This window comes from Cupriavidus sp. GW821-FHT02F09, from assembly GCF_059421605.1.
Map to the genome: position 1 here is coordinate 47,894 of NZ_JBWKVH010000041.1, position 21,228 is coordinate 69,121.

The 21,228-nt window shown below is 63.2% G+C and carries 22 protein-coding genes and 1 tRNA gene; 21 read left to right on the forward strand and 2 right to left on the reverse strand.

What is annotated here, in order from left to right:
* Positions 1 to 14: 14 nt before the first annotated feature.
* The 18 genes from fabG to nagZ all read left to right on the forward strand — a co-directional run bounded on the left by fabG (position 15) and on the right by nagZ (position 16,035).
* Complete coding sequence (fabG, locus tag AC07XB_RS31205; RefSeq protein ID WP_492831297.1) at positions 15 to 764, forward strand: 3-oxoacyl-ACP reductase FabG; 750 nt, start codon at positions 15 to 17, stop codon at positions 762 to 764.
* A gap of 170 nt (positions 765 to 934) precedes the next feature.
* On the forward strand, positions 935 to 1,174 hold the full coding sequence (acpP, locus tag AC07XB_RS31210) for an acyl carrier protein (RefSeq protein ID WP_009522116.1): 240 nt from the start codon (positions 935 to 937) through the stop codon (positions 1,172 to 1,174).
* A gap of 199 nt (positions 1,175 to 1,373) precedes the next feature.
* Complete coding sequence (fabF, locus tag AC07XB_RS31215; RefSeq protein WP_492374594.1) at positions 1,374 to 2,606, forward strand: beta-ketoacyl-ACP synthase II; 1,233 nt, start codon at positions 1,374 to 1,376, stop codon at positions 2,604 to 2,606.
* 49 nt (positions 2,607 to 2,655) lie between these two features.
* Positions 2,656 to 3,123: a hypothetical protein gene (locus AC07XB_RS31220; RefSeq protein ID WP_492374593.1), complete on the forward strand. Its 468-nt coding sequence runs from the start codon at positions 2,656 to 2,658 to the stop codon at positions 3,121 to 3,123.
* A gap of 129 nt (positions 3,124 to 3,252) precedes the next feature.
* Entirely contained in the window at positions 3,253 to 3,852 is a 600-nt protein-coding gene (rpoE, locus tag AC07XB_RS31225; RefSeq protein WP_006158605.1) for an RNA polymerase sigma factor RpoE, read from the forward strand.
* Positions 3,853 to 3,986: 134 nt separating this feature from the next.
* A complete protein-coding gene (locus tag AC07XB_RS31230) occupies positions 3,987 to 4,616 on the forward strand; it encodes a sigma-E factor negative regulatory protein (protein ID WP_150983159.1) in 630 nt (209 codons plus the stop codon).
* An 8-nt stretch (positions 4,617 to 4,624) separates the two neighbouring features.
* On the forward strand, positions 4,625 to 5,698 hold the full coding sequence (locus AC07XB_RS31235; protein ID WP_492374592.1) for a MucB/RseB C-terminal domain-containing protein: 1,074 nt from the start codon (positions 4,625 to 4,627) through the stop codon (positions 5,696 to 5,698).
* A 112-nt stretch (positions 5,699 to 5,810) separates the two neighbouring features.
* Positions 5,811 to 7,301 (forward strand): DegQ family serine endoprotease, encoded by a 1,491-nt coding sequence (locus AC07XB_RS31240; RefSeq protein WP_492374611.1) that lies wholly within the window; start codon positions 5,811 to 5,813, stop codon positions 7,299 to 7,301.
* A gap of 14 nt (positions 7,302 to 7,315) precedes the next feature.
* The gene (locus tag AC07XB_RS31245) at positions 7,316 to 7,621 is read left to right on the forward strand and encodes a glutaredoxin family protein (protein ID WP_492374591.1); all 306 of its coding nucleotides are present in this window, start codon (positions 7,316 to 7,318) and stop codon (positions 7,619 to 7,621) included.
* A 240-nt stretch (positions 7,622 to 7,861) separates the two neighbouring features.
* Complete coding sequence (lepA, locus tag AC07XB_RS31250; RefSeq protein WP_150983163.1) at positions 7,862 to 9,655, forward strand: translation elongation factor 4; 1,794 nt, start codon at positions 7,862 to 7,864, stop codon at positions 9,653 to 9,655.
* An 87-nt stretch (positions 9,656 to 9,742) separates the two neighbouring features.
* Positions 9,743 to 10,642, forward strand: coding sequence for a signal peptidase I (gene lepB / locus AC07XB_RS31255; RefSeq protein ID WP_174425133.1), 900 nt, complete (start codon positions 9,743 to 9,745; stop codon positions 10,640 to 10,642).
* Positions 10,643 to 10,693: 51 nt separating this feature from the next.
* Positions 10,694 to 11,161 carry a DUF4845 domain-containing protein gene (locus AC07XB_RS31260; RefSeq protein ID WP_492374590.1) on the forward strand — a complete coding sequence of 156 codons (468 nt, stop codon included), beginning with the start codon at positions 10,694 to 10,696 and terminating at the stop codon, positions 11,159 to 11,161.
* Position 11,162: 1 nt separating this feature from the next.
* Entirely contained in the window at positions 11,163 to 11,933 is a 771-nt protein-coding gene (rnc, locus tag AC07XB_RS31265; RefSeq protein WP_020205117.1) for a ribonuclease III, read from the forward strand.
* Entirely contained in the window at positions 11,930 to 12,865 is a 936-nt protein-coding gene (gene era, locus AC07XB_RS31270) for a GTPase Era (RefSeq protein ID WP_174425095.1), read from the forward strand. Before rnc ends, era begins: the two co-directional genes overlap by 4 nt.
* Positions 12,858 to 13,736, forward strand: coding sequence for a DNA repair protein RecO (gene recO, locus AC07XB_RS31275; RefSeq protein ID WP_416049174.1), 879 nt, complete (start codon positions 12,858 to 12,860; stop codon positions 13,734 to 13,736). Before era ends, recO begins: the two co-directional genes overlap by 8 nt.
* 30 nt (positions 13,737 to 13,766) lie before the next feature.
* A complete protein-coding gene (gene pdxJ / locus AC07XB_RS31280) occupies positions 13,767 to 14,549 on the forward strand; it encodes a pyridoxine 5'-phosphate synthase (RefSeq protein ID WP_492374589.1) in 783 nt (260 codons plus the stop codon).
* Complete coding sequence (acpS, locus tag AC07XB_RS31285) at positions 14,546 to 14,989, forward strand: holo-ACP synthase (RefSeq protein ID WP_492374588.1); 444 nt, start codon at positions 14,546 to 14,548, stop codon at positions 14,987 to 14,989. Before pdxJ ends, acpS begins: the two co-directional genes overlap by 4 nt.
* Entirely contained in the window at positions 14,986 to 16,035 is a 1,050-nt protein-coding gene (gene nagZ, locus AC07XB_RS31290) for a beta-N-acetylhexosaminidase (RefSeq protein ID WP_492831296.1), read from the forward strand. Before acpS ends, nagZ begins: the two co-directional genes overlap by 4 nt.
* A gap of 110 nt (positions 16,036 to 16,145) precedes the next feature.
* Here the strand turns inward: nagZ and efp are convergent, their stop codons facing one another.
* Both efp and earP read right to left on the reverse strand, forming a co-directional pair.
* Positions 16,146 to 16,706: an elongation factor P gene (gene efp / locus AC07XB_RS31295; RefSeq protein ID WP_043347839.1), complete on the reverse strand. Its 561-nt coding sequence runs from the start codon at positions 16,704 to 16,706 to the stop codon at positions 16,146 to 16,148.
* Positions 16,707 to 16,833: 127 nt separating this feature from the next.
* The gene (earP, locus tag AC07XB_RS31300) at positions 16,834 to 18,036 is read right to left on the reverse strand and encodes an elongation factor P maturation arginine rhamnosyltransferase EarP (RefSeq protein WP_492374586.1); all 1,203 of its coding nucleotides are present in this window, start codon (positions 18,034 to 18,036) and stop codon (positions 16,834 to 16,836) included.
* Positions 18,037 to 18,148: 112 nt separating this feature from the next.
* Here earP and uvrC point away from each other — a divergent pair, with 112 nt between their 5' ends.
* The 3 genes from uvrC (at position 18,149) to AC07XB_RS31315 (ending at position 21,228) form a co-directional block, all read left to right on the forward strand.
* A complete protein-coding gene (uvrC, locus tag AC07XB_RS31305; protein WP_492374585.1) occupies positions 18,149 to 20,278 on the forward strand; it encodes an excinuclease ABC subunit UvrC in 2,130 nt (709 codons plus the stop codon).
* Between the two features lie 103 nt (positions 20,279 to 20,381).
* A complete protein-coding gene (gene pgsA, locus AC07XB_RS31310) occupies positions 20,382 to 20,984 on the forward strand; it encodes a CDP-diacylglycerol--glycerol-3-phosphate 3-phosphatidyltransferase (RefSeq protein WP_043347835.1) in 603 nt (200 codons plus the stop codon).
* Between the two features lie 168 nt (positions 20,985 to 21,152).
* A tRNA-Gly gene (locus AC07XB_RS31315) sits at positions 21,153 to 21,228 on the forward strand.

Sequence of the window (21,228 nt, forward strand, 5' to 3'; positions counted from 1 at the left end):
CAAGGACCAACGCAATGACAAAATTTCTGGAAAACCAGGTCGCGCTGGTAACCGGCGCATCGCGCGGCATTGGCCGCGCCATCGCACTGGAACTGGCCGCCCAGGGTGCCACGGTGGTGGGTACCGCCACCAGCGAGGCGGGTGCAGCAGCCATCAGCGAATACCTGGCGGCAGCTGGCGGCAAGGGCCGCGGCGCCGTGCTCAACGTCAATGATGCGGCGGCGTCAGAAGCGCTGATCGACGAACTGGTCAAGGCGCATGGCAGCCTGGGCGTGCTGGTGAACAACGCCGGCATTACCCAGGACCAGCTCGCCATGCGCATGAAGGACGAGGACTGGAGCGCGGTGATCGAAACCAACATGACGGCGGTGTTCCGCCTGTCGCGCGCCGTGCTGCGCCCAATGATGAAGGCCCGCGGTGGCCGTATCATCAACATCACCTCGGTGGTCGGCTCGACCGGCAACCCGGGCCAGATGAACTACGCGGCGGCCAAGGCCGGCGTGGAAGGCATGAGCCGCGCGCTCGCACGCGAGATCGGCAGCCGCAACGTCACCGTCAATTGCGTGGCGCCGGGCTTTATCGATACCGACATGACCAAGGTCCTGTCGGAAGAGCAGCATGCTGCACTGAGGACGCAGATCCCGTTGGGCCGGCTCGGCCAGCCGGAAGACATCGCGCATGCGGTGGCCTTCCTGGCAGGTCCGCAGGCGGCCTACATCACTGGTACAACGCTCCATGTGAATGGTGGCATGTACATGAATTGATCACCTTGTGCAGTGGCCGGTTTCGAGGGAGAAGCCGGCAGAAGCTGTGCGAAGTGGTTATTTTTAAAACTGATCGGGCGCAGTTCTTGCAATAGATGGCGGGGGGCATTTTTATGGCCCAAACCTGCTAAAATGCGCCCACTTTTTGTCGAACTTCCCTGGAGGGTTACATGGACAATATCGAACAACGCGTCAAGAAAATCGTGGCAGAGCAACTCGGCGTGGCCGAGGCAGACATCAAGACCGAATCGTCGTTTGTGAACGACCTGGGCGCTGACTCGCTCGACACGGTTGAACTGGTGATGGCGTTGGAAGATGAATTCGGCATGGAAATTCCTGATGAGGAAGCCGAGAAGATCACGACCGTGCAACAGGCAATCGATTACGCCACTGCACACGTCAAGGCTTAAGCCTGTCGTATCTGAATTCCGAGCCACAGAAGGCAGGCGCGTGGGCCCATGGGTCCGCTGCGTTGTTTTCTGTGGCTTTCGTCTGTTCGAAGAAGCACAATTGGATGCGTTGCGCCGGTGTCGGTGCGGCCAGTTGCTGGCCGTTGGCTGGCATCGATTCCCAATCCGGTTTTGCTTCACGTACCCGTAGGAAATCATAGTGAGCCGTCGTCGCGTCGTCGTCACTGGGCTTGGCCTTGTGTCTCCGGTCGGAAACACGGTTGCCGAAGGCTGGGCCAACCTGGTTGCCGGCAAGTCTGGCATTGCCACCGTCACCAAATTCGATCATTCCGCGCTTGCCGTGCACTTCGCTGGCGAGGTCAAGGGGTTCAACGCCGAGGACTACATCCCGGCCAAGGAAGCCCGCCATATGGATACCTTTATCCACTATGGCATCGCAGCGGGTTCGCAGGCGCTGAAGGATAGCGGCTACGAAGTGACCGAAGCCAATGCCGACCGCATTGGCGTGCTGGTCGGATCGGGCATCGGCGGCCTGCCGATGATCGAGGATACCCACGCGGAGCTGACCAATCGCGGTCCGCGCCGGATCTCCCCGTTCTTCGTGCCTGGCTCGATCATCAACATGATCTCGGGCCACCTGTCCATCATCCATGGACTCAAGGGTCCCAACCTGGCCGCGGTCACGGCTTGCACCACCGGCCTGCACAGCATTGGCCTGGCGGCCCGCCTGATCCAGGCGGGGGACGCCGACGTGATGCTGGCCGGTGGCGCTGAATCCACCGTCTCCCCGCTGGGCATTGGCGGTTTTGCCGCAGCGCGTGCGCTGTCGACCCGTAACGATGACCCCGCAGCCGCCTCCCGCCCCTGGGACAAGGATCGCGATGGCTTCGTGCTGGGCGAGGGCGCCGGTGTGGTCATGCTCGAGGAGTACGAGTCGGCCAAGGCGCGTGGCGCCAGGATCTATGCGGAGCTGATCGGCTTCGGCATGAGCGGCGACGCTTACCACATGACCGCGCCCAATATGGACGGCCCCCGCCGCTGCATGGCCAACGCCCTCAGGGATGCTGGCATCAATGCGGATGAAGTCGGCTACCTGAATGCGCACGGCACCTCGACTCCGCTTGGTGACAAGAACGAGACCGAAGCGATCAAGCTGGCCTTTGGCGATCATGCCTACAAGCTGGCTGTCAACTCGACCAAGTCGATGACTGGCCACTTGCTGGGTGGCGCGGGCGGGCTTGAGTCGGTCTTCACCGTGCTGGCGCTGCACCACCAGGTGTCGCCGCCGACCATCAACATTTTCAACCAGGATCCCGAGTGCGACCTGGATTACGTGGCCAATACGGCACGTGAACTGAAGATCGATGTAGCGGTGAAAAACAACTTCGGCTTCGGCGGCACCAACGGCACGCTTGTCTTCCGTCGCGCCTGAACCCGGCGGCCGCCGGGTGGCTTCCCCTTTGCGTTCCAGGATCCATCCCTTGCGGTGGGCCTTGGTGCTGTTCCTGGCCTGCGAGCTGGCAACGTTCGCGTTGCTGGCCTGGCAAGGCGTGCAGGAACTGGGGCGCTCGGCGCAAGGCTGGGATTTCACGCAGTGGCTGTTGGTAGCCGGCCTGGCCGGGTTGTGCGGCTGGCTGGCCTGGCATTGGCCCAAGCTCTGGCACGGTGCCGCCTGTGCCTACGGCGGCCTTGCGCCAGGGCGGGACCGTACCGGCCGGCCTGGCATCCTGGTCGATATGCCGGACGGCAGCCGCGCGATAGCGAGGGTGGAATCCAGCTGGGAACTGGGCGAGCTGGCGCTCGTGCTGGCCCTGGAGCCGGTGGCCGGACGGCCACCACGTGTGCTGGTGGTCAATCGCGCATTTGCCGGTGCCAGCGCTTTGCGCGCCCTGAGGCGCACTATTCGGGTTGCGCGCCGTGAAGGCCCGGCGGCCGGCGAGGCCGGCTGATGTGCGGCTATTTCAACCATTCTTCACAATATGCGTTGCAACGCACTGACCGTGCGGTCCGCAACGTAGGTAAAATACAACGTTTGTCGTGAAGACGATACCAAGAGATACACTGCAGGTGAAATATTCGTGAGCGAACGCGAAGCCGATCAGCTCCTCGTTGAACGCGTCCAGCAGGGCGATAAGCGGGCCTTTGAATTGTTGGTGGTGAAATACCACCGCAAGATCATCAGGCTCATTTCGCGTTTGGTGCGGGATTCCGCGGAAGTGGAGGATGTGGCACAAGACGCCTTCATCAAGGCGTATCGTGCGTTGCCGCAATTTCGCGGTGAGTCGGCGTTCTACACCTGGTTGTACCGGATTGCGGTGAACACGGCGAAGAACTACCTGGCGACCCAGGGGCGCCGGCCGGAAGCCTCCAGTGATATCGATGCCGAAGAGGCTGAAACTTTTGCGGACGGTGAGCAACTAAGAGATATCAATACGCCGGAGTCGATGCTCCATACCCGCCAGGTGGCCGAGACGGTCAACCGCGCGATGGAAGCACTGCCGGAGGAATTGCGCACCGCCATCACCCTTCGCGAGATCGAGGGCCTCAGTTATGAGGAGATCGCGGAAGCCATGGGTTGCCCGATCGGCACGGTCCGGTCACGCATCTTCCGGGCGCGCGAGGCGATTGCCGATAAATTGCGCCCGCTGCTCGGAACAGCAGAGGGCAAGCGGTGGTAGTAGGTAGTGATACCTAGTGGTAAGCAGTAAATAAAATGTCGTGCGGCCAGCGTTGCAGCCTATTCCTGCATCGAAAAACGACAAAGCAGTAGACGGGATTGTCGGTTGTTCAATGGTTTTTCTAGGGGTGGGAAATGGGTCAGGCTCATAAGCAGTCGGTTCATGAAGTGGAAGCAGCGGAGCAAATCTCCGTGCTGATGGATGGCGAGCTGGCGCCGCACGAAGTAAACGCCGTGTTGGATCTCGCGAAAAGCGAGGCAGGCATGGCGAGTTGGGCCTCTTATCAATTGATTGGCGATGCCCTGCGTTCGGAAGAACTGACGCATGCCGGCTCGACCGATGACTTTCTTTCCCGGTTTTCCGCTCGTCTGGACAGTGAGCCGCATGTGCTGGTGCCCGCCGTCGCCAAGGCGTCGTCGGCTCATCGCCTGCTGTTCAAGCCGTCGTGGGTGCGGCGCGTCATGCCGAGCACCGCGATTGCCGCTGCAGTGGCCGCCGTCAGCTGGGTAGCCGTGCCGCAGATGCGCGGCGCCGCCGACCTCGGCACACCGGATGCGGTAGTGGCGCGTGTCGAGCAACCTGCAGCGCCCAAGGCTGGCGGCATCGTGACTGTCTCCGCCGATAACGCGCAGATGATCCGCGATCCCCGTCTGGATGAATATCTTCGCGCTCACCGCGTCTCGGTTGCCACCGATGCGGTAGTGCCGACCATGCGCCAAGTGGCTAACAGCGCAAACTTCTCTCAGGACAATTCGCAGGAATAATGCCGGACATGCATAAAGGATGGTCGCCCGCCAACGTAGCGGGCGCACACAGAATTAGGGCCCTTCGCAGGTCCTTTTTTCTGGCCTTGTGTCTGACTGCGGCTGCGGCAACTGCGCAGCCGCCGGACAATACGCTGGCCCGTCGCGACGCAACGGCCTGGCTCAACAAGATCCATCGCGCGGCCCAGCGCGAGAATTATGTCGGCACGCTGATTTATCAGCGTGGCAGCGTGATGCATGCATCGCGTATCCAGCACTACAGCGATCTCGTCAACAACGAGTATGAACGGCTTGAAACCCTTGACGGCAAGCCGCGCGAGGTGCTGCGCCAGAACGACATCGTCCACAGCCTGATTCCCGAGGCCAAGCTGGTGGTGGTGGAGAAGCAGGAGGCCAAGGATCGTTTCCCGGCGCTGCTGGCCACCAACAAGAACGATGTGCTCGATATCTACGATATGCGCAAGCTTCCGGGCGAGCGCGTGGCTGGCGTCGAGTGCGAGGTCTTTTCGCTCGAGCCGCATGACGCGGCGCGCTACGCCGTGCGGCTTTGGGCGGAGAAGAATTCCGGCTTGCTGATGCGTGCACAGACCCTGGGCGAGGGCGGCAAAGTGCTGGAACAGGTTGCTTTTTCGCAAGTCGATATCGGCGTGCCATCGGAAAAGCAGCGCATTCTCACGGCCATCAAGAACTCCGGCTCCTGGACTCACTATGAGGTGACCAACCATCCGGCCAATATTGCCGATGAAGGCTGGAGCATCGCGGTTCCGGTCAAGGGGTTCCTGAAGATCCGCGAGGTTCGCCGCCCGCTGGGAGAACTGCGCGCACCGCAGGCCAACCCGCGCGGCAATGTCTTCGAAGTGCTCCAGGTCGTCTACAGCGATGGCTTGACCGGCCTGTCGGTGTTTATCGAGCCGGTTTCCGAGCAGCGCGTGCGCCGCGAAGGCGTCGCCTCGCTGGGTGCCACGCAGGTCGTGGTACGCCGCGTAGCCGATTTCTGGATCACCGTGGTGGGTGAAGTCCCGCCGGCCACAGTGAGGCAGTTTGCCTCGGCGGTAGAATACAAACCACCGAAAGCCCACTAGGCCGGATCGCGGCGTTGCCGCAGGCGTGAACACCGCCTGTGGGCCGCCACCGATCGGCAACCCTGCCGCCTGTGCTTTCTTCCTCTTTTCGCTGATTTCCCGGGAGTCGACGATGTCACCAAGATCTCCAGCCTTGGCTCGGACCGTGCTCATGGCTGCCATTCTCGCCTTTGCGCCCTTTGTCGCGGAGTTGAGTCACGCGCAGGCCGCCGCGCCATCCTATAACCTGCCCGACTTCACCGATCTGGTGGAAAAGGCCGGACCGGCTGTCGTGAACATCCGCACCACCGAGCGCGTGCGCGCGCGCGGCACGCCGGGGGGGACGGAAGATGACGAAATGGCAGAGTTCTTCCGCCGTTTCTTTGGCGTGCCCATGCCAGGTGCACCCACGCCGCCGGGTGCCCCGCGCCGTGGCCAGCCGCCGCAAGGCGAGGAGCAGAGTCGTGGCGTGGGATCGGGTTTTGTCATTAGCCAGGATGGCTATGTGATGACCAATGCCCACGTTGTTGCTGATGCGGAAACCATCTACGTCACGCTGCCCGACAAGCGTGAATTCAAGGCCAAGCTGATCGGCTCGGACAAGCGCACCGATGTCGCCTTGCTCAAGGTCGAGGCGACCGGCCTGCCCAAGCTGACGCTCGGCGATTCGGACAAGGTTCGCGCTGGCGAATGGGTGCTGGCCATTGGTTCTCCCTTTGGCCTCGATAACACCGTGACTGCAGGCATCGTCTCCGCCAAGGGGCGCGATACGGGTGACTACCTGCCGTTCATCCAGACCGATGTGGCGGTCAACCCCGGCAATTCTGGCGGTCCGCTGATCAACCTGCGTGGCGAGGTGATCGGCATCAACTCACAGATCTACAGCCGCAGCGGCGGCTATATGGGTATCTCCTTCGCCATCCCGATTGACGAAGCCATGCGGGTCACCGAGCAGCTCAAGGCGACCGGCAAGGTCACGCGCGGACGCATCGCGGTGGCAATCGGTGATGTGACCAAGGAAGTTGCCGATTCGCTCGGCCTGGGCCGCGCCCGGGGCGCGCTGGTCGGCAGCGTCGAGCCTGGCGGCCCTGCCGAGAAGGCGGGGATCGAGGCTGGTGACATCATTCTCAAGTTTAACGGCCGCGACATCGAGAAGGCGTCGGATCTGCCGCGCATGGTTGGCGACATCAAGCCGGGCACGCGCGTTCCGCTGCAGCTCTGGCGCAAGGGCGCGACGCGCGAGATGTCCATCACCGTGGCCGAGCTGGATGCGGATGCGAAGGTGAAAACCCGCGGCAATGGACCGCGCGACGATAACACCCCGCCGGCGGCCAAGCCCAATGCGCTTGGATTGATCGTCAATGAGATTCCCGACGCAAAGCTCAAGGAGCTCAAGATCAAGTCGGGGGTCGAGGTCGAGCAGGCGGATGGTCCGGCGATGCGTGCCGGCATTCGACAGGGCGACATCATCCTGCGGTTGGGTGACAGCGACGTGACCAGCCCTAAGCAGTTCAACGAACTGGTCAAGGGACTCGACAAAGCCAAGATCGCAGCGGTGTTCGTGCGCCGCGGGGATGCCACCCAGGTGCTGACCCTGAGGCCGGGCACGATGTCCTCGCGCTGACCGGCGCCGCCATCATGGCCGATCTCACACTGTATGGCAGGAGCTACTGCCATCTGTGCGAGGACATGAAAATCGCGCTGGAGCCGCTCCGGCGCGATTTTTCCTTTGTCTTGCACGAGGTGGACGTGGATGCCGATCTGGCGGCCATAGCCCGTTTCGACGAGCTGGTGCCCGTGCTGATGGCCGGTTCCCCGGCCGGCCCGGACGTGGAGCTGTGCCATTACTTTCTTGACGAAAAGCGGGTGCGAGCGTGGTTGGCCGCACATGCGGGGCCGCGGGCGGGCGAACAGGTGGGTAATGGGGCGTTCGATGGCACATAAGTGCGCCCGGCAAAGCCTGGTCTGGCTGCAGGGCTAGCGCCGTGGTCCATTTCGCAATACGGAAGTCCTTGAAAATACGGTAAAATCGCACTTTGGCGCAAAGTCTGCGTCACCAACCTGCGGCCGGGATCGGCGTGCGCCCAGCAGGGCGCCAGTTCCAGGCCGTTCATAATTGCTGCGCCGCCCGGCGTGCCCACGCGGGCACTTCGTGGCCTGAAACGGCGCACCCCTGAGTATCAGATGGACCATATCCGCAATTTCTCGATCATCGCCCACATCGACCACGGTAAATCGACCCTGGCCGACCGCATCATCCAACTCTGCGGAGGCCTGTCCGATCGCGAGATGGAAGCGCAGGTGCTTGACTCGATGGACATCGAGAAGGAGCGCGGCATCACCATCAAGGCGCAGACCGCCGCGCTGAGCTACAAGGCGCGTGACGGCAAGATCTACAACCTCAACCTCATCGACACCCCGGGACACGTCGACTTCAGCTATGAAGTGAGCCGCTCGTTGTCCGCCTGCGAAGGCGCGTTGCTGGTGGTCGATGCCTCGCAGGGCGTGGAAGCGCAGACCGTCGCGAACTGCTACACCGCGATCGAGCTCGGCGTGGAAGTGGTGCCGGTATTGAACAAGATCGACCTGCCGTCGGCCGATCCCGAAAACGCGATCCGCGAGATCGAGGAAGTGATCGGCATCGACGCGCATGACGCCACGCCTTGCTCGGCCAAGACCGGCCTCGGCGTGCAGGACGTCATTGAGGCGATGATCGCCCGCGTGCCGCCGCCCAAGGGCGATCCCGCCGCTCCGCTGCAGGCCCTGATCATCGACTCGTGGTTCGACAACTACGTGGGCGTGGTGATGCTGGTGCGCGTGGTCAACGGCACCCTCAAGCCCAAGGACAAGGTCCTGCTGATGGCCACGGGCTCGCAGCACCTGGTCGAGCAGGTCGGCGTGTTCTCGCCCAAGTCGCTGCCGCGCGAGTCGCTGCAGGCAGGGCAGGTGGGCTTCGTGATCGCCGGCATCAAGGAATTGAAGGCCGCCAAGGTGGGTGACACCATCACCACCATGGCGCGCAAGGCGGCCGAGCCGCTGCCTGGTTTCAAGGAAGTCAAGCCGCAGGTGTTCGCCGGCCTGTACCCGGTGGAAGCCAACCAGTACGAAGCGCTGCGCGAATCGCTGGAAAAACTCAAGCTCAACGACGCATCGCTGCAGTACGAGCCCGAGGTGTCGCAGGCGCTTGGCTTCGGCTTCCGCTGCGGCTTCCTGGGTCTGCTGCACATGGAGATCGTGCAGGAGCGCCTGGAACGCGAATTCGACATGGACCTCATCACCACCGCACCGACGGTGGTGTACGAGGTCGACATGCGCGACAAGACCAAGCTGATCGTGGAGAACCCGGCCAAGATGCCGGACCCGAGCCGCATCGAGAACATCCTCGAGCCCATCGTCACGGTCAACCTGTACATGCCGCAGGCTTACGTCGGCTCGGTGATCACGCTGTGCACGCAGAAGCGCGGCACGCAGATCAACATGAGCTATCACGGCAAGCAGGTGCAGCTTACGTATGAGATTCCGATGGCGGAAATCGTCATGGACTTCTTCGACCGGCTGAAGTCCGTGTCGCGCGGCTACGCCTCGATGGACTACGAGTTCAAGGAGTATCGCGCCGCCGACGTGGTCAAGGTGGACATCCTGATCAACGGCGACAAGGTCGATGCCTTGTCCGTGATCGTGCACCGCTCCAACTCGCAGTACCGTGGCCGCGAAGTCGTGTCCAAGATGCGCGAGATCATCCCGCGCCAGATGTACGACGTCGCCATCCAGGCCACCATCGGCGTCAACATCATCGCGCGCGAGAACGTTAAGGCGCTGCGCAAGAACGTGCTTGCCAAGTGCTACGGCGGGGATATCTCGCGTAAGAAGAAGCTGCTGGAGAAGCAAAAGGCAGGCAAGAAGCGCATGAAGCAAGTGGGTTCGGTCGAGATTCCCCAGGAGGCCTTCCTCGCGATCCTGCAGGTGGGCGACAAGTAAGCCGGCTGGGCCGCGCCGGCACTGCCGGCAGGCTCCTGGCAGTGGTTGACGCGGACTCTATCAAAACAACACGACGATCTAGCCGACATGAATTTTGCACTGATCCTTTTTGTGCTTGTGGTTATTACGGGCATTGCCTGGGTGGCCGACAAACTGGTGTTCGAGAAACAGCGGCGGCTTTCCGCCCAGTCCGCGCTGGCCGAGTTCGATGCGCGCAAAGCCGATCTCCAGGGACGCTACGGCGTCGGCGAGATCGACACGTCGCGTAGCCGCCTCGCCGAGGAAAAGCTGCGCCAGCCTTGGTGGCTGGAGTATTCCGCAAGCTTCTTCCCGGTAATCCTGGCCGTGTTCGTGCTGCGCTCCTTCGTGGTCGAGCCGTTCAAGATCCCGTCCGGCTCGATGATCCCGACGCTGCTGATCGGCGACTTCATCCTGGTCAACAAGTATGACTACGGCATCAGGCTGCCGGTGGTGAACAAGAAGATCCTCTCGGTCGGCGACCCGAAGCGCGGCGACGTGATGGTGTTCCGCTACCCGAAGGATCAGTCCCTCGACTACATCAAGCGTGTGATCGGCGTGCCGGGCGATGTGGTGAGCTACCAGAACAAGCGACTGACCATCAACGGCAAGGCCGCCGATTACAGCCCGCTGCCCGATTACCTGGATGAAGAACGGCTTTCGTATTCGAAGCACTTCCGCGAGAAGCTGCCCGACGGCCCGGAGCACGGTATCCTCAACGACGCCGACCGGCCGCCGTTTGTCTCCGGCGCGGACCCCGATTTTCCGTTCCGCGAAAACTGCACTTACAATCAGCAGGGGCTGACCTGCAAGGTGCCGCAAGGTCACTATTTTGTGATGGGCGACAACCGCGACAACAGCCTGGATTCACGTTATTGGGGCTTCGTGCCCGATCAGAATATTGTCGGCCGGGCATTCCTGATCTGGATGAACCTCGGCAATATCGGACGCGTGGGGGCGTTCAAGTAAGCCTTCCGCGGCGCGAATAAATCACTCCAGTCAAGCGAGGGAAAGCGCAACATGGGTCAACAGGGTCAGAGTGGTCAGAAGGGTCAGGCTGGTCAAACGGCACTGGCAGAACAAACGGATCAATCGCGTCGGGAGGTTGGTTCAAGGAGGGGGAGGGCGCGTCTGGCGGGGCGGTACAAGGTGCGCGGATTCTCCCTTGGCAGCTTGCTGATCGTCATCTTGATCGTCGGAGGCATCGTGATCCCGGCGGTCAGGGCGATTCCAAGCTTGCTGGAGTACTTTTCGGTCAAGCGCGCCATCAGCTATGCCAAGCAACAGGCATCCAACAAGCGCGAAGTGGCCGATTATTTCGCCAAGCAGGCACAGATTGACCGAATCACCGCTGTGCGCAGCGACGATCTGGACATTCACGAGGACGACAATGGCACGATCCGCTCGGTGGGTTTTTCCTACCGTAACGAGGTGCCGTTATACGGCCCTCTGAGCCTTATGATTACCTATTCGGGAACGCAGTACTGACATGAACCTCGATGCCTTGCAGCAACGCCTCGGCTACCGCTTCAGCAAGCCAGAATTGCTGCAGCAGGCGCTGACGCACCGCAGCCACAGTGCCTTGCACAACGAGCGCCTGGAATTCCTGGGCGATTCGGTGCTGAACTGCGCCGTGGCCGATATGCTGTACGGCATGTTCAGCAAGCTCGACGAAGGCGATCTCTCCCGCGTGCGCGCCAACCTGGTCAAGCAGCAGGCGCTGTATGAAATTGCCCAGATGCTGCAGTTGTCCGAAGCGCTGCGCCTGGGCGAGGGCGAACTGAAGAGCGGCGGTTTCCGCCGCCCTTCGATTCTTGCCGATGCGCTGGAAGCCATCGTCGGCGCCGTATTCCTCGATGCCGGCTTCGAAGGTGCGCGCACACTGATCCGCAAGCTCTACATCCCCATCCTCGAGCAGGTGGATCCGCGCACACTGGGCAAGGATGCCAAGACGCTGTTGCAGGAGTACCTGCAAGGCCACAAGATAGCCCTGCCGCAATATAACGTGATCGCCACCCATGGCGCCGCGCATAATCAGCAGTTTGAAGTCGAGTGCACCGTGCCTAAACTGGAAGTGCGGGTGTTCGGTACCGGCGCGTCGCGCCGTGCCGCCGAACAAGCCGCCGCCAAGCTGGCGCTCGACGAGGTGCAAAAACTCGTGCCCCAGTTGCTCAAGCGCAGCCGGGCCGAGCGCACCGGCAAGACGCGCAAGCAGCCGGTGCCGCCCGATCCCCAGTTGTCTCTCAGGTTGAAGGAATGACCGAATCTACCAATCCGCAGCAAGATGCCGCGGGTACCCCAAGCGCAGCCTTTCGTTGCGGCACCGTGGCGATTGTCGGGCGTCCCAACGTCGGCAAGTCCACGCTGATGAACGCGCTGGTTGGCCAGAAGGTCAGCATCACCTCCCGCAAGGCGCAGACCACGCGCCACCGCATCGTTGGCATCCAGACTACCGAGGACGCCCAGTTCGTCTTCGTCGATACGCCGGGTTTCCAGACCCGCCATGCCAGCGCGCTGAACCGCTCGCTGAACCGTGCCGTCACCTCGACCCTGTCGTCGGTGGACCTGGTGCTGTTCGTGGTTGAGGCCGGCTACTACGGCGCCGACGACGAGAAGGTGCTGTCGCTGCTGCCCAAGAAAGTGCCGGTGCTGCTGGTCACCAACAAGCTGGATCGCCTTGGCGCGGACCGGGCCGAGGTGATGATGCCCTTCCTGGAAAAGATGGGGCACCAGTTCCAGTTCGCGGAAGTGGTGCCGATGTCGGCCAAGACCCACGATCACATCGAGCGCTTGCTCGCCATCATCCGGCCTTACTTGCCGGAAGGTGAGCCGATGTACGACGCCGACTCCATGACCGATCGCAGCGAGCGCTTCATGGCCTCGGAGATCATCCGCGAGAAGGTGTTCCGCTGGACCGGCGACGAGCTGCCCTACACCAGCACGGTCATCATCGAGAAATTCGAGACCGAAGGCCGGCTGCGGCGCATCTTTGCCACCATCCTGGTCGAGCGCGATGGGCACAAGGCCATGATCATCGGCAACAAGGGCGCCAAGCTCAAGACCATTTCCACGGAGGCCCGCATCGACATGGAGAAGCTGTTCGACGGCAAGGTCTACCTGGAGATGTTCATCAAGGTCAAGAGCGGCTGGGCCGACAACGAAGCTGGATTGCGCGCCTACGGCTATGAGTGATAGAGCGGGCGGGCCTGCCCTGAAGGCCCGCCGCATTGACCCGGTGGTGGAAGAAGCCGCCGAACTGCTGGGCAGCCATGCCGTGCCTGGCATGGCAGTGGCGGAGCAGCGCGCGATGATGGATCGCGCGTTGCGCATTGTGCCGGCGCGCACCGAGCTGCGCGTCGCCAACCAGCCCGGCTTCGTGCTGCATGCCTGGCCTTACCGCGAAACCAGCCTGATCCTCGACGTGTTCACGCGTGACCACGGGCGCGTCGCCATGGTGGCCAAGGGCGCCAAGCGGCCGCATTCGGCGCTGCGCCCGGTACTCCAGCATTTCCAGCCGATCTCCCTGTCATGGAGCGGCCGCGGCGAGGTCAAGACACTGACGCGCGCGGAGTGGGTTGGCGGCATGCTGCCGCTGGCAAGCGACGCCTTGCTCTCGGGTTTTTATCTCAACGAATTGCTGCTGCGCTTTTGCGCCCGCGAAGACGCCCACGTTACCCTGTTCCGCCAGTACATGGCCACGCTGACCCAGCTCTCGCACGGCGAGCCTGCCGGACTGGTGCTGCGCGGCTTCGAGCGTGTGCTGCTGCAGGAAACCGGCTTTGCGGTGGCTTTCGATGAGTGCGCCAATTCGGGTGAGACGGTCGAGCCGGAGCTGGACTATGTCTACCAGCCCGAGCGGGGCGTGCGTCGCGCGCAGGCCAGCGATCCATCATCCTGGCCGGTGGTTTCCGGCCAGACGCTGCTCGACATGTCGCAGGACGACTATAGCCGTACACAAACTGTCACGCAAAGTCGTGCCCTGATGCGCTTCCTGCTGCATTATTATTTGCAAGGCGCGCCGCTGAAGACGCGCCAGATTTTGATCGACCTGCACTATCTCTGATTTGTTTCCGAGCCTTTAGAGCCCACCCGCATGATCTTCCACGCGCATCCCGGCGTCATCGACCTTGGCGTCAATATCGACCACGTGGCCACGCTGCGCAATGCGCGCGGCACGGTCTATCCCGATCCGATCCAGGCAGCGCTGCAGGCCGAGCAGGCCGGCGCCGACCTGATCACGCTGCACCTGCGCGAAGACCGCCGCCATATCCGCGATGCTGACGTGCACGCGCTGCGCCCGCTGCTGGCCACGCGCATGAACCTGGAGTGCGCGATCACCCAGGAAATGCTCGACATCGCCTGCGGGATCCGTCCGCAGGATGTCTGCCTGGTGCCCGAGCGGCGCGAGGAGGTCACCACCGAAGGCGGCCTGGACGTAGCCGGGCGCTTCGAGCAGGTCAAGGCCGCCTGCCGCCAACTGGCCGATGCGGGCATTCGCGTCTCGCTGTTCATCGATGCGCAGGTAGAGCAGATCGAAGCCGCTGCCGCTTGCGGCGCGCCTGTGGTGGAACTGCACACCGGGCGCTACGCCGATGCGCATTCGGCCGAGGAGCAGGCCGCCGAGCTGCGCCGCGTCGCCGAAGGCGTCGATGCCGGCGTGCGGCTTGGCCTGGTGGTCAACGCCGGCCACGGCCTGCACTACACCAATGTGCAGCCGGTGGCCGCGCTGCATGGCATCAAGGAACTGAATATCGGCCACGCCATCGTCGCGCATGCGGTCTTTGTCGGCTGGCAGAATGCCGTGCGCGAGATGAAGGCCATCATGGTTGCCGCGCGGCTGGGCACTACCTATCCGCGCCCGGACGCCGCAGCGTGATCTACGGCATCGGCACCGACATCATCCAGATCGAGCGCGTGCAGGGCGTGATGGAGCGCACGCGCGGCCGGTTTGCCGAGAAGGTGCTCGGTCCGCAGGAACTCCAGAAGTACCACGCCCGCAAGGCGCGCTCGGAAAAACGCGGGCTCGCTTTCCTGGCCACGCGTTTCGCTGCCAAGGAGGCCTTCTCCAAGGCGATCGGCCTGGGCATGCGCTGGCCGATGACCTGGCGCGCGATGGAGCTGCTGAACCTGCCCTCCGGCGAGCCGTATCCGCATTGCCACGGCGAGCTCGACGCCTGGCTGCGGGAGCGCGGCCTCGTGGTGCGGGTCAGTGTCAGCGACGAACACGATTATGCGGTCGCTTTTGCGATTGCCGAGCCGGGCGGCGCTGGCGTCAGCCTGCCGCTCGCCTCCCAGCCTAGTGAAGAATCCAAATGATCAAGAAGATTTCCGGTAAACGGCCGGGTCCGGTTGTACTCGATGTCAAAGGCAAGCAACTCGATACGGACGATGTCCGCCGCATCTCTCACCCACTGACCGGCGGCGTGATCCTGTTCGCGCGCAACTTCGAGTCGCGCGCGCAACTGCAGGCACTGACGCATGAGATCCGCACCGTGCGCGACGATGTGCTGATCTGCATCGATCACGAGGGTGGCCGGGTGCAGCGCGCCAAGACCGATGGCTTCACGCACCTGCCGGCCATGGCCCGGCTTGGCGCGTTGTGGGACCAGGACGTGCTGGCGGCAACCAAGGCGGCCGTGGCCTGCGGCTACGTGCTGGCGGCCGAGTTGCGCGCGTGCGATATCGACCTGAGCTTCACCCCCGTGCTCGACCTGGACTACGGGCTCAGCGCCGTGATCGGCGACCGTGCCTTCCACGCTGACCCGCGTGTGGTGACCATGCTCGCCAACCACCTGACCCACGGCCTGCTGCTTGCCGGCATGGCCAATTGCGGCAAGCACTTCCCGGGGCACGGCTTTGTGGCCGCGGATTCGCATGTGGCCGTGCCGGTGGACGAGCGCGGCCTTGACGAGATCCTCTCGCAGGATGCGCGCCCTTACGAGTGGATGGGGATGACGCTATCATCGGTGATGCCGGCGCACGTGATCTACCCCAAGGTCGACCCGCACCCGGCCGGCTTCTCGCGCTACTGGCTGCAGGACGTGCTGCGTACCCAGTTGGGCTTCGAAGGCGTGATCTTCAGCGATGACCTGAGCATGGAAGGGGCCAGCGTGGCAGGCACGGTGACCGAGGCTGCGCGTGCTGCCTTGGGCGCCGGATGCGACATGGTGCTGATCTGCAACCATCCGGAGCGGGCCGACCAGTTGCTGGATGAGCTCGATGTGCGTATCGGCAAGACCTCGCAACGCCGTATCCGCCGCCTGTTCGGGCGCCGCAAGCCGCTGGACTGGAACAAGTTGATGCAAGAGGCGGAGTACGCCGCCGCGATGGGCGTGCTCAAGCGCCACGGCCTGATAGCCTGACGCCGCATTCGCCGAAGACCGCTAAGCAGCAGGGAAAAGAAAAGGGCAGCCGAAGCTGCCCTTTTTCCGTTGCGCCACCCGCGCTGCGGATGGCGGCGAATCAGCTGCGCTTAGTTTGCGCGGCTGCGGTATTCGCCGGTACGGGTGTCGATTTCGATCTTGTCGCCGATGCTGCAGAACAGCGGCACTTGCAGCTCGAAGCCGGTGTTGATCTTGGCGCCCTTGAGCACCTTGCCCGACGAGGTGTCGCCCTTGACGGCCGGCTCGGTGTAGGTGATCTCGCGGACCAGCGTGGTCGGCATATCCACCGAGATGGCCTTGTCGTTGTAGAACACCACTTCGACGGTCATGCCGTCTTCGAGGTAGTTCAGCGAGTCACCCATGCTGTCCTGCTCGACTTCGTACTGGTTGAAGTCGGTATCCATGAACACGTACATCGGGTCGGCGAAGTACGAGTAGGTGCATTCGCGGCGTTCCAGCATCACGACTTCAAACTTGTCGTCAGCCTTGAAGACGGATTCACCCGGGGCTTCCGTCAGCAGGTTCTTGTACTTCATCTTGACCACGGCGGAGTTGCGGCCCGACTTGTTGTACTCAGCCTTCTGCACGACCATCGGGTCGGTACCGATCATGAATACGTTGCCGACGCGGAGTTCTTGTGCGGTTTTCATCTGAACTATTTCCTGAAAAAGAATGTCTCGGAATTCGGTATGGCGAAGGCGCTCTGCCGACACACTTGCGCGCAAGCTTGCGCGGGGCGTTTCCGTCTTCCGGCCTGGTCACCATCAAAATAACCCACTATTTTACCCGATTTTCGCAGAAGGCCACGAGATTTGCGGCCAGGTCGCCGAGGTGCTGCAGGCTGCGCTGCCACCGCTCGGTGGCGGCACCCAGCACGGGCAGATGGGGGCGCAGGCGCGACCAGTCAGGTGATTCACCATCCTTATTCCAGCTGTGCCAGAAGGTGGAAAGTGCATTGACAACCTCAATCTGGCCGCTTTGTTCCAGCCGATGCCGGAACAGAGCCAGGAAGGCATCGAGCTTGACCATGTGCGCCGCGTCGGATTGCGGGTAGATATGCCAGACAAAGGGTCGGCCAGCCCACTGCGCGCGCACGAACGAATCCTCGCCACGCACGAAGTTCAGGTCGCATAGCCAGAGCAGTTCATCGTAGTGCTCCTGGCGCACAAAGGGCACCACCTGTACGGTCAGGTTGCCGCGCTCGAAGGCGCTGCCGGGCATGCAACCGGCCGCCCCGAACCATTCGCTTGCCTGTTGCGCCGCCAGGCCGGCCGGAACCAGGCACTGGACCGGGTCTGGGCCATCCCGCCATTGCGCGAGCAGCGCTGGCAAAGCCGCGTTGGCATACGCGAACAGGCTGACTTTCAGCGCGCCGTCGATGGGCTGGAAGCCAAGGCGATGCCAGAGCGCGGCTTGGGCCGCGGGGCTGGTGCGCAGGTGCTCGCGCTGCATGCCGAGCATGGCTTCGCGCAGCAGGCCGCCCGTGCCGGGCTCGAAGCCGGGGAAGAAGAAATACTTGACCAGTGGCAGGCGCGGGTGGGGCGAGGCCATGCCGTGGTGTTCCCTGACCCAGGGCTCGGCGCTCATGTATTCGAGATTGATCCAGGCCGGTTTGGGCTCGCATACAGCCATGGCGGCCAGGAATGTGGCCGGCAGGTCGCAGGCGAAGGACTCGATCACCGCATCGTGCGGCGTGACCCCCGCGAAGCGCGCGGCGCTCTCCTCGGCGCTTTCCTCGTCCGCGCGCCGCCACGGGCGAATCGTCACGCCGGCAAGCACTTGCTCTGGGGCGGCGACGTCGAGGCCTGGCGCAAGGCGCGCGAAGCTGGCCAGGTCATCCACCCACAGGCGCACGGCGTGGCCGTGTTCCTGGGCCAGCTGGCGTGCCAGCCGCCAGCAGACGCCGATATCGCCATAGTTGTCGATGACGGTGCAGAAGATGTCCCAGGAGCGGATGGCGCGATCGGGCTGAGTGGGCATGGTGGCGGGACTCCGCAAGGATTTGCTCTAAACTTGCGATTTTAGAGCTTGTTGCGCCTTGGCCCTGCCGGGTATGCGCGCCACCGGCCAATCCACGGTCAATTCGCTACCGATGTCCCAGCAGGAACCTGAAACCCACGATCAGGGCGCGTCCGCCTCCACCCAGCCGGATGGGTTGCCCGAGCAGCCGGCCAAGGCGTCCTTGGCGGCCCCTGCCGAACCTGTGTCGGACGCTCCATTCGACGCCAAGGCCGTGATTGCGCAATTGCCCGGCCTGCCCGGGGTCTACCGCTACTTCGATGCCCAGGGCAATGTCCTTTACGTGGGCAAGGCGCGCGACCTGAAAAAACGCGTCTCCAGCTACTTCAACAAGACGCTGCTGTCGCCGCGCATCGCCATGATGGTGGCCAAGATCGTGCGCATCGATACCACGGTGGTGCGCACCGAGGCCGAGGCGCTGCTGCTGGAGAACAACCTGATCAAGGCGCTGGCGCCGCGCTACAACATCCTGTTCCGCGACGACAAGTCGTATCCGTTCGTCAAGCTGACCAGCCATCGCTTCCCGCGCATGGCCTACTACCGCGGCGCCACCGACCGCAAGCATCAGTATTTCGGGCCGTTCCCCAGCGCGGGCGCTGTGCGGGAGAGCATGCAGATCCTGCAGCGCGTGTTCCAGTTGCGTACCTGCGAGGACACCGTCTTTACCAATCGCACGCGGCCATGCCTGCTGCATCAGATCCACCGTTGCACCGGGCCTTGCGTGGGCGCCATCAGCGAGGCGGATTACACGCGCGATGTCAGCAACGCGGCGCGCTTCTTGCAAGGCCGTCAGAACGAGGTGCTCGAAGGCTTGCAGGCGAAGATGGAAGAGCACGCCGGGCGGCTGGAGTTCGAGCAGGCGGCGGCGGTGCGCGACCAGATCGGCGCGCTGTCCACCGTGCTCAAGCGGCAGGCCGTGGAGGAGGTCGGGCAGTCCAGCGATATCGACGTGCTTGCGGTAGCGGTGGAGGGTGGCCGTGCGTGCGTCAACCTGGCGATGGTGCGCGGCGGCCGCCATCTTGGCGACAAGGCGTATTTCCCGGCGCACGTCGAGGAGGGCGCGATGATTGTCGGGCACCAGGACGAGGATGCCGGTGCCAGCGCGCCAATCGAGCCTGGCGTTGCAGCTGGCGAAGGCGCGGCAGCGCTCGGCGGCCCGGCCGGCATACCGGTCGAGCGCATCGCCGCCGAGGTGCTGTCCGCCTTCATGGCGCAGCACTATCTGGACCAGGCCGTGCCGCCGATCCTGGTGGTGAGCCACCTGCCGCCGGACAAGGCCCTGTTGGAGGCATTGTCGATGCAGGCGGGGCGCAAGGTCACGCTGGTGCGCCAGCCGCAGGGGCAGCGCCGGTCCTGGCTCGAGATGGCGCAGAAAGGCGCCGAGCTGGCGCTGTCGCGCCGCCTGGCTGAGCAAGGCAGCCAGCAGGCCCGTACGCGCGCGCTGGCCGAGACAATCGGCATCGACATGGAAGACCTCGCTTTGCTGCGGGTCGAATGCTTCGACATCAGCCACACCGCTGGCGAGGCCACGCAAGCGTCTTGCGTGGTCTTCCACCATCATGAAATGCAGAACGCCGAGTACCGCCGCTACAACATCCAGGACATCACGCCTGGCGACGACTACGCCGCTATGCGTCAGGTGCTGACCCGCCGCTACCAGAAGCTGGTGGAGATGCTGGAGCAGGCGCCGGCGCAGGAGCCCGTCCCCGAGGGGGGCGAGCAAGGCGGCGAGGCGGGGGCGTCCGGTGCGCTGGCGCTGGTGCCGAACGTGGTGCTGATCGATGGCGGCAAGGGCCAGGTGGAGGTTGCGCGCCAGGTGTTCGAGGAGCTTGGCCTCGATATCGGGTTGTTGGTCGGCGTGGCCAAGGGCGAGGGCCGCAAGGTCGGGCTGGAGACGCTGATCTTCGCCGATGGCCGCCCTTCGCTGGAGCTGGGGCAGGGCAGTGCGGCACTGATGCTGGTGGCGCAGATTCGCGACGAGGCGCACCGTTTTGCCATTACCGGCATGCGCGCGCGCCGCGCCAAGGTGCGCAACACCTCGCGGCTGGAGGAGATCGAGGGCGTCGGCGCCCGCCGCCGGCAGAAGCTGCTCACGCGCTTTGGCGGCCTGCGCGGGGTGGTCGCGGCCAGCATCGACGAATTGGCCAGCGTCGATGGCATCTCGCACGCGCTGGCCGAGGAAATCTATCGGCAGCTACATTGATCCGGCCAAATCCGATGCCAATGTGGCAGGAAATGCTCGGCCATCGTTGAAATAGGCGACAATCTCGGCGTTGCCCATTGCCGTCGTCTCGTTCCGAGCCCCCATGCCGCTGAATATACCGATCCTGCTGACCTGGCTCCGTGTTGCCATGATTCCCCTCGTGGTGGGCGTGTACTACCTGCCTGAAGCATGGCTGCCCATGCATGCCAAGAACATGACGGCAGCCGGTTTTTTCATCGTGGCCGCGGTCACAGACTGGCTGGACGGTTTCCTGGCCAGGCGCTGGAACCAGACGTCTTCCTTTGGCGCCTTTCTCGATCCGGTCGCCGACAAGCTGATGGTGGCGGCCGCGCTGCTGTCGCTGCTGGCGCTGGGCCGGGTGGCCGACCTGATCGCGCTGGTGATCATTGGCCGGGAGATCACCATCTCCGCGCTGCGCGAGTGGATGGCGCAGATCGGGGCGTCGAAGAGCGTCGCGGTGAATTTCCTCGGCAAGCTCAAGACCACCTTCCAGATGATCGCGATCCCTTTGCTGCTCTTCAACGATAGCCTGTTCGGCATCGTCGATGCTTCCGTGCTGGGCGCATGGCTGATCTATGTGGCGGCGGTGCTGACCCTGTGGTCGATGTTCTATTACATGAAGCTGGCGTGGCCGCAGATTCGCGAGCGCAGTGGCTTGAGTGGCGAGGCCACCGCACAAAAGTGATGGTTCGATGAAAAATATGCTTGACGACCACGCCGCTGATTTGCAATAATCCTGTTCTCGCTTCTGACGAAACAAACCGAACGAAGCGAAAAGCAGCAAGAATGTAGCGAGATGTGAGCGGTATCGGCACAGAAGGCTGTGTTTTAAGTAAGAAGTTAGCAGGATCCTGCGGGAGTAGCTCAGTTGGTAGAGCGCAACCTTGCCAAGGTTGAGGTCGCGAGTTCGAGCCTCGTCTCCCGCTCCA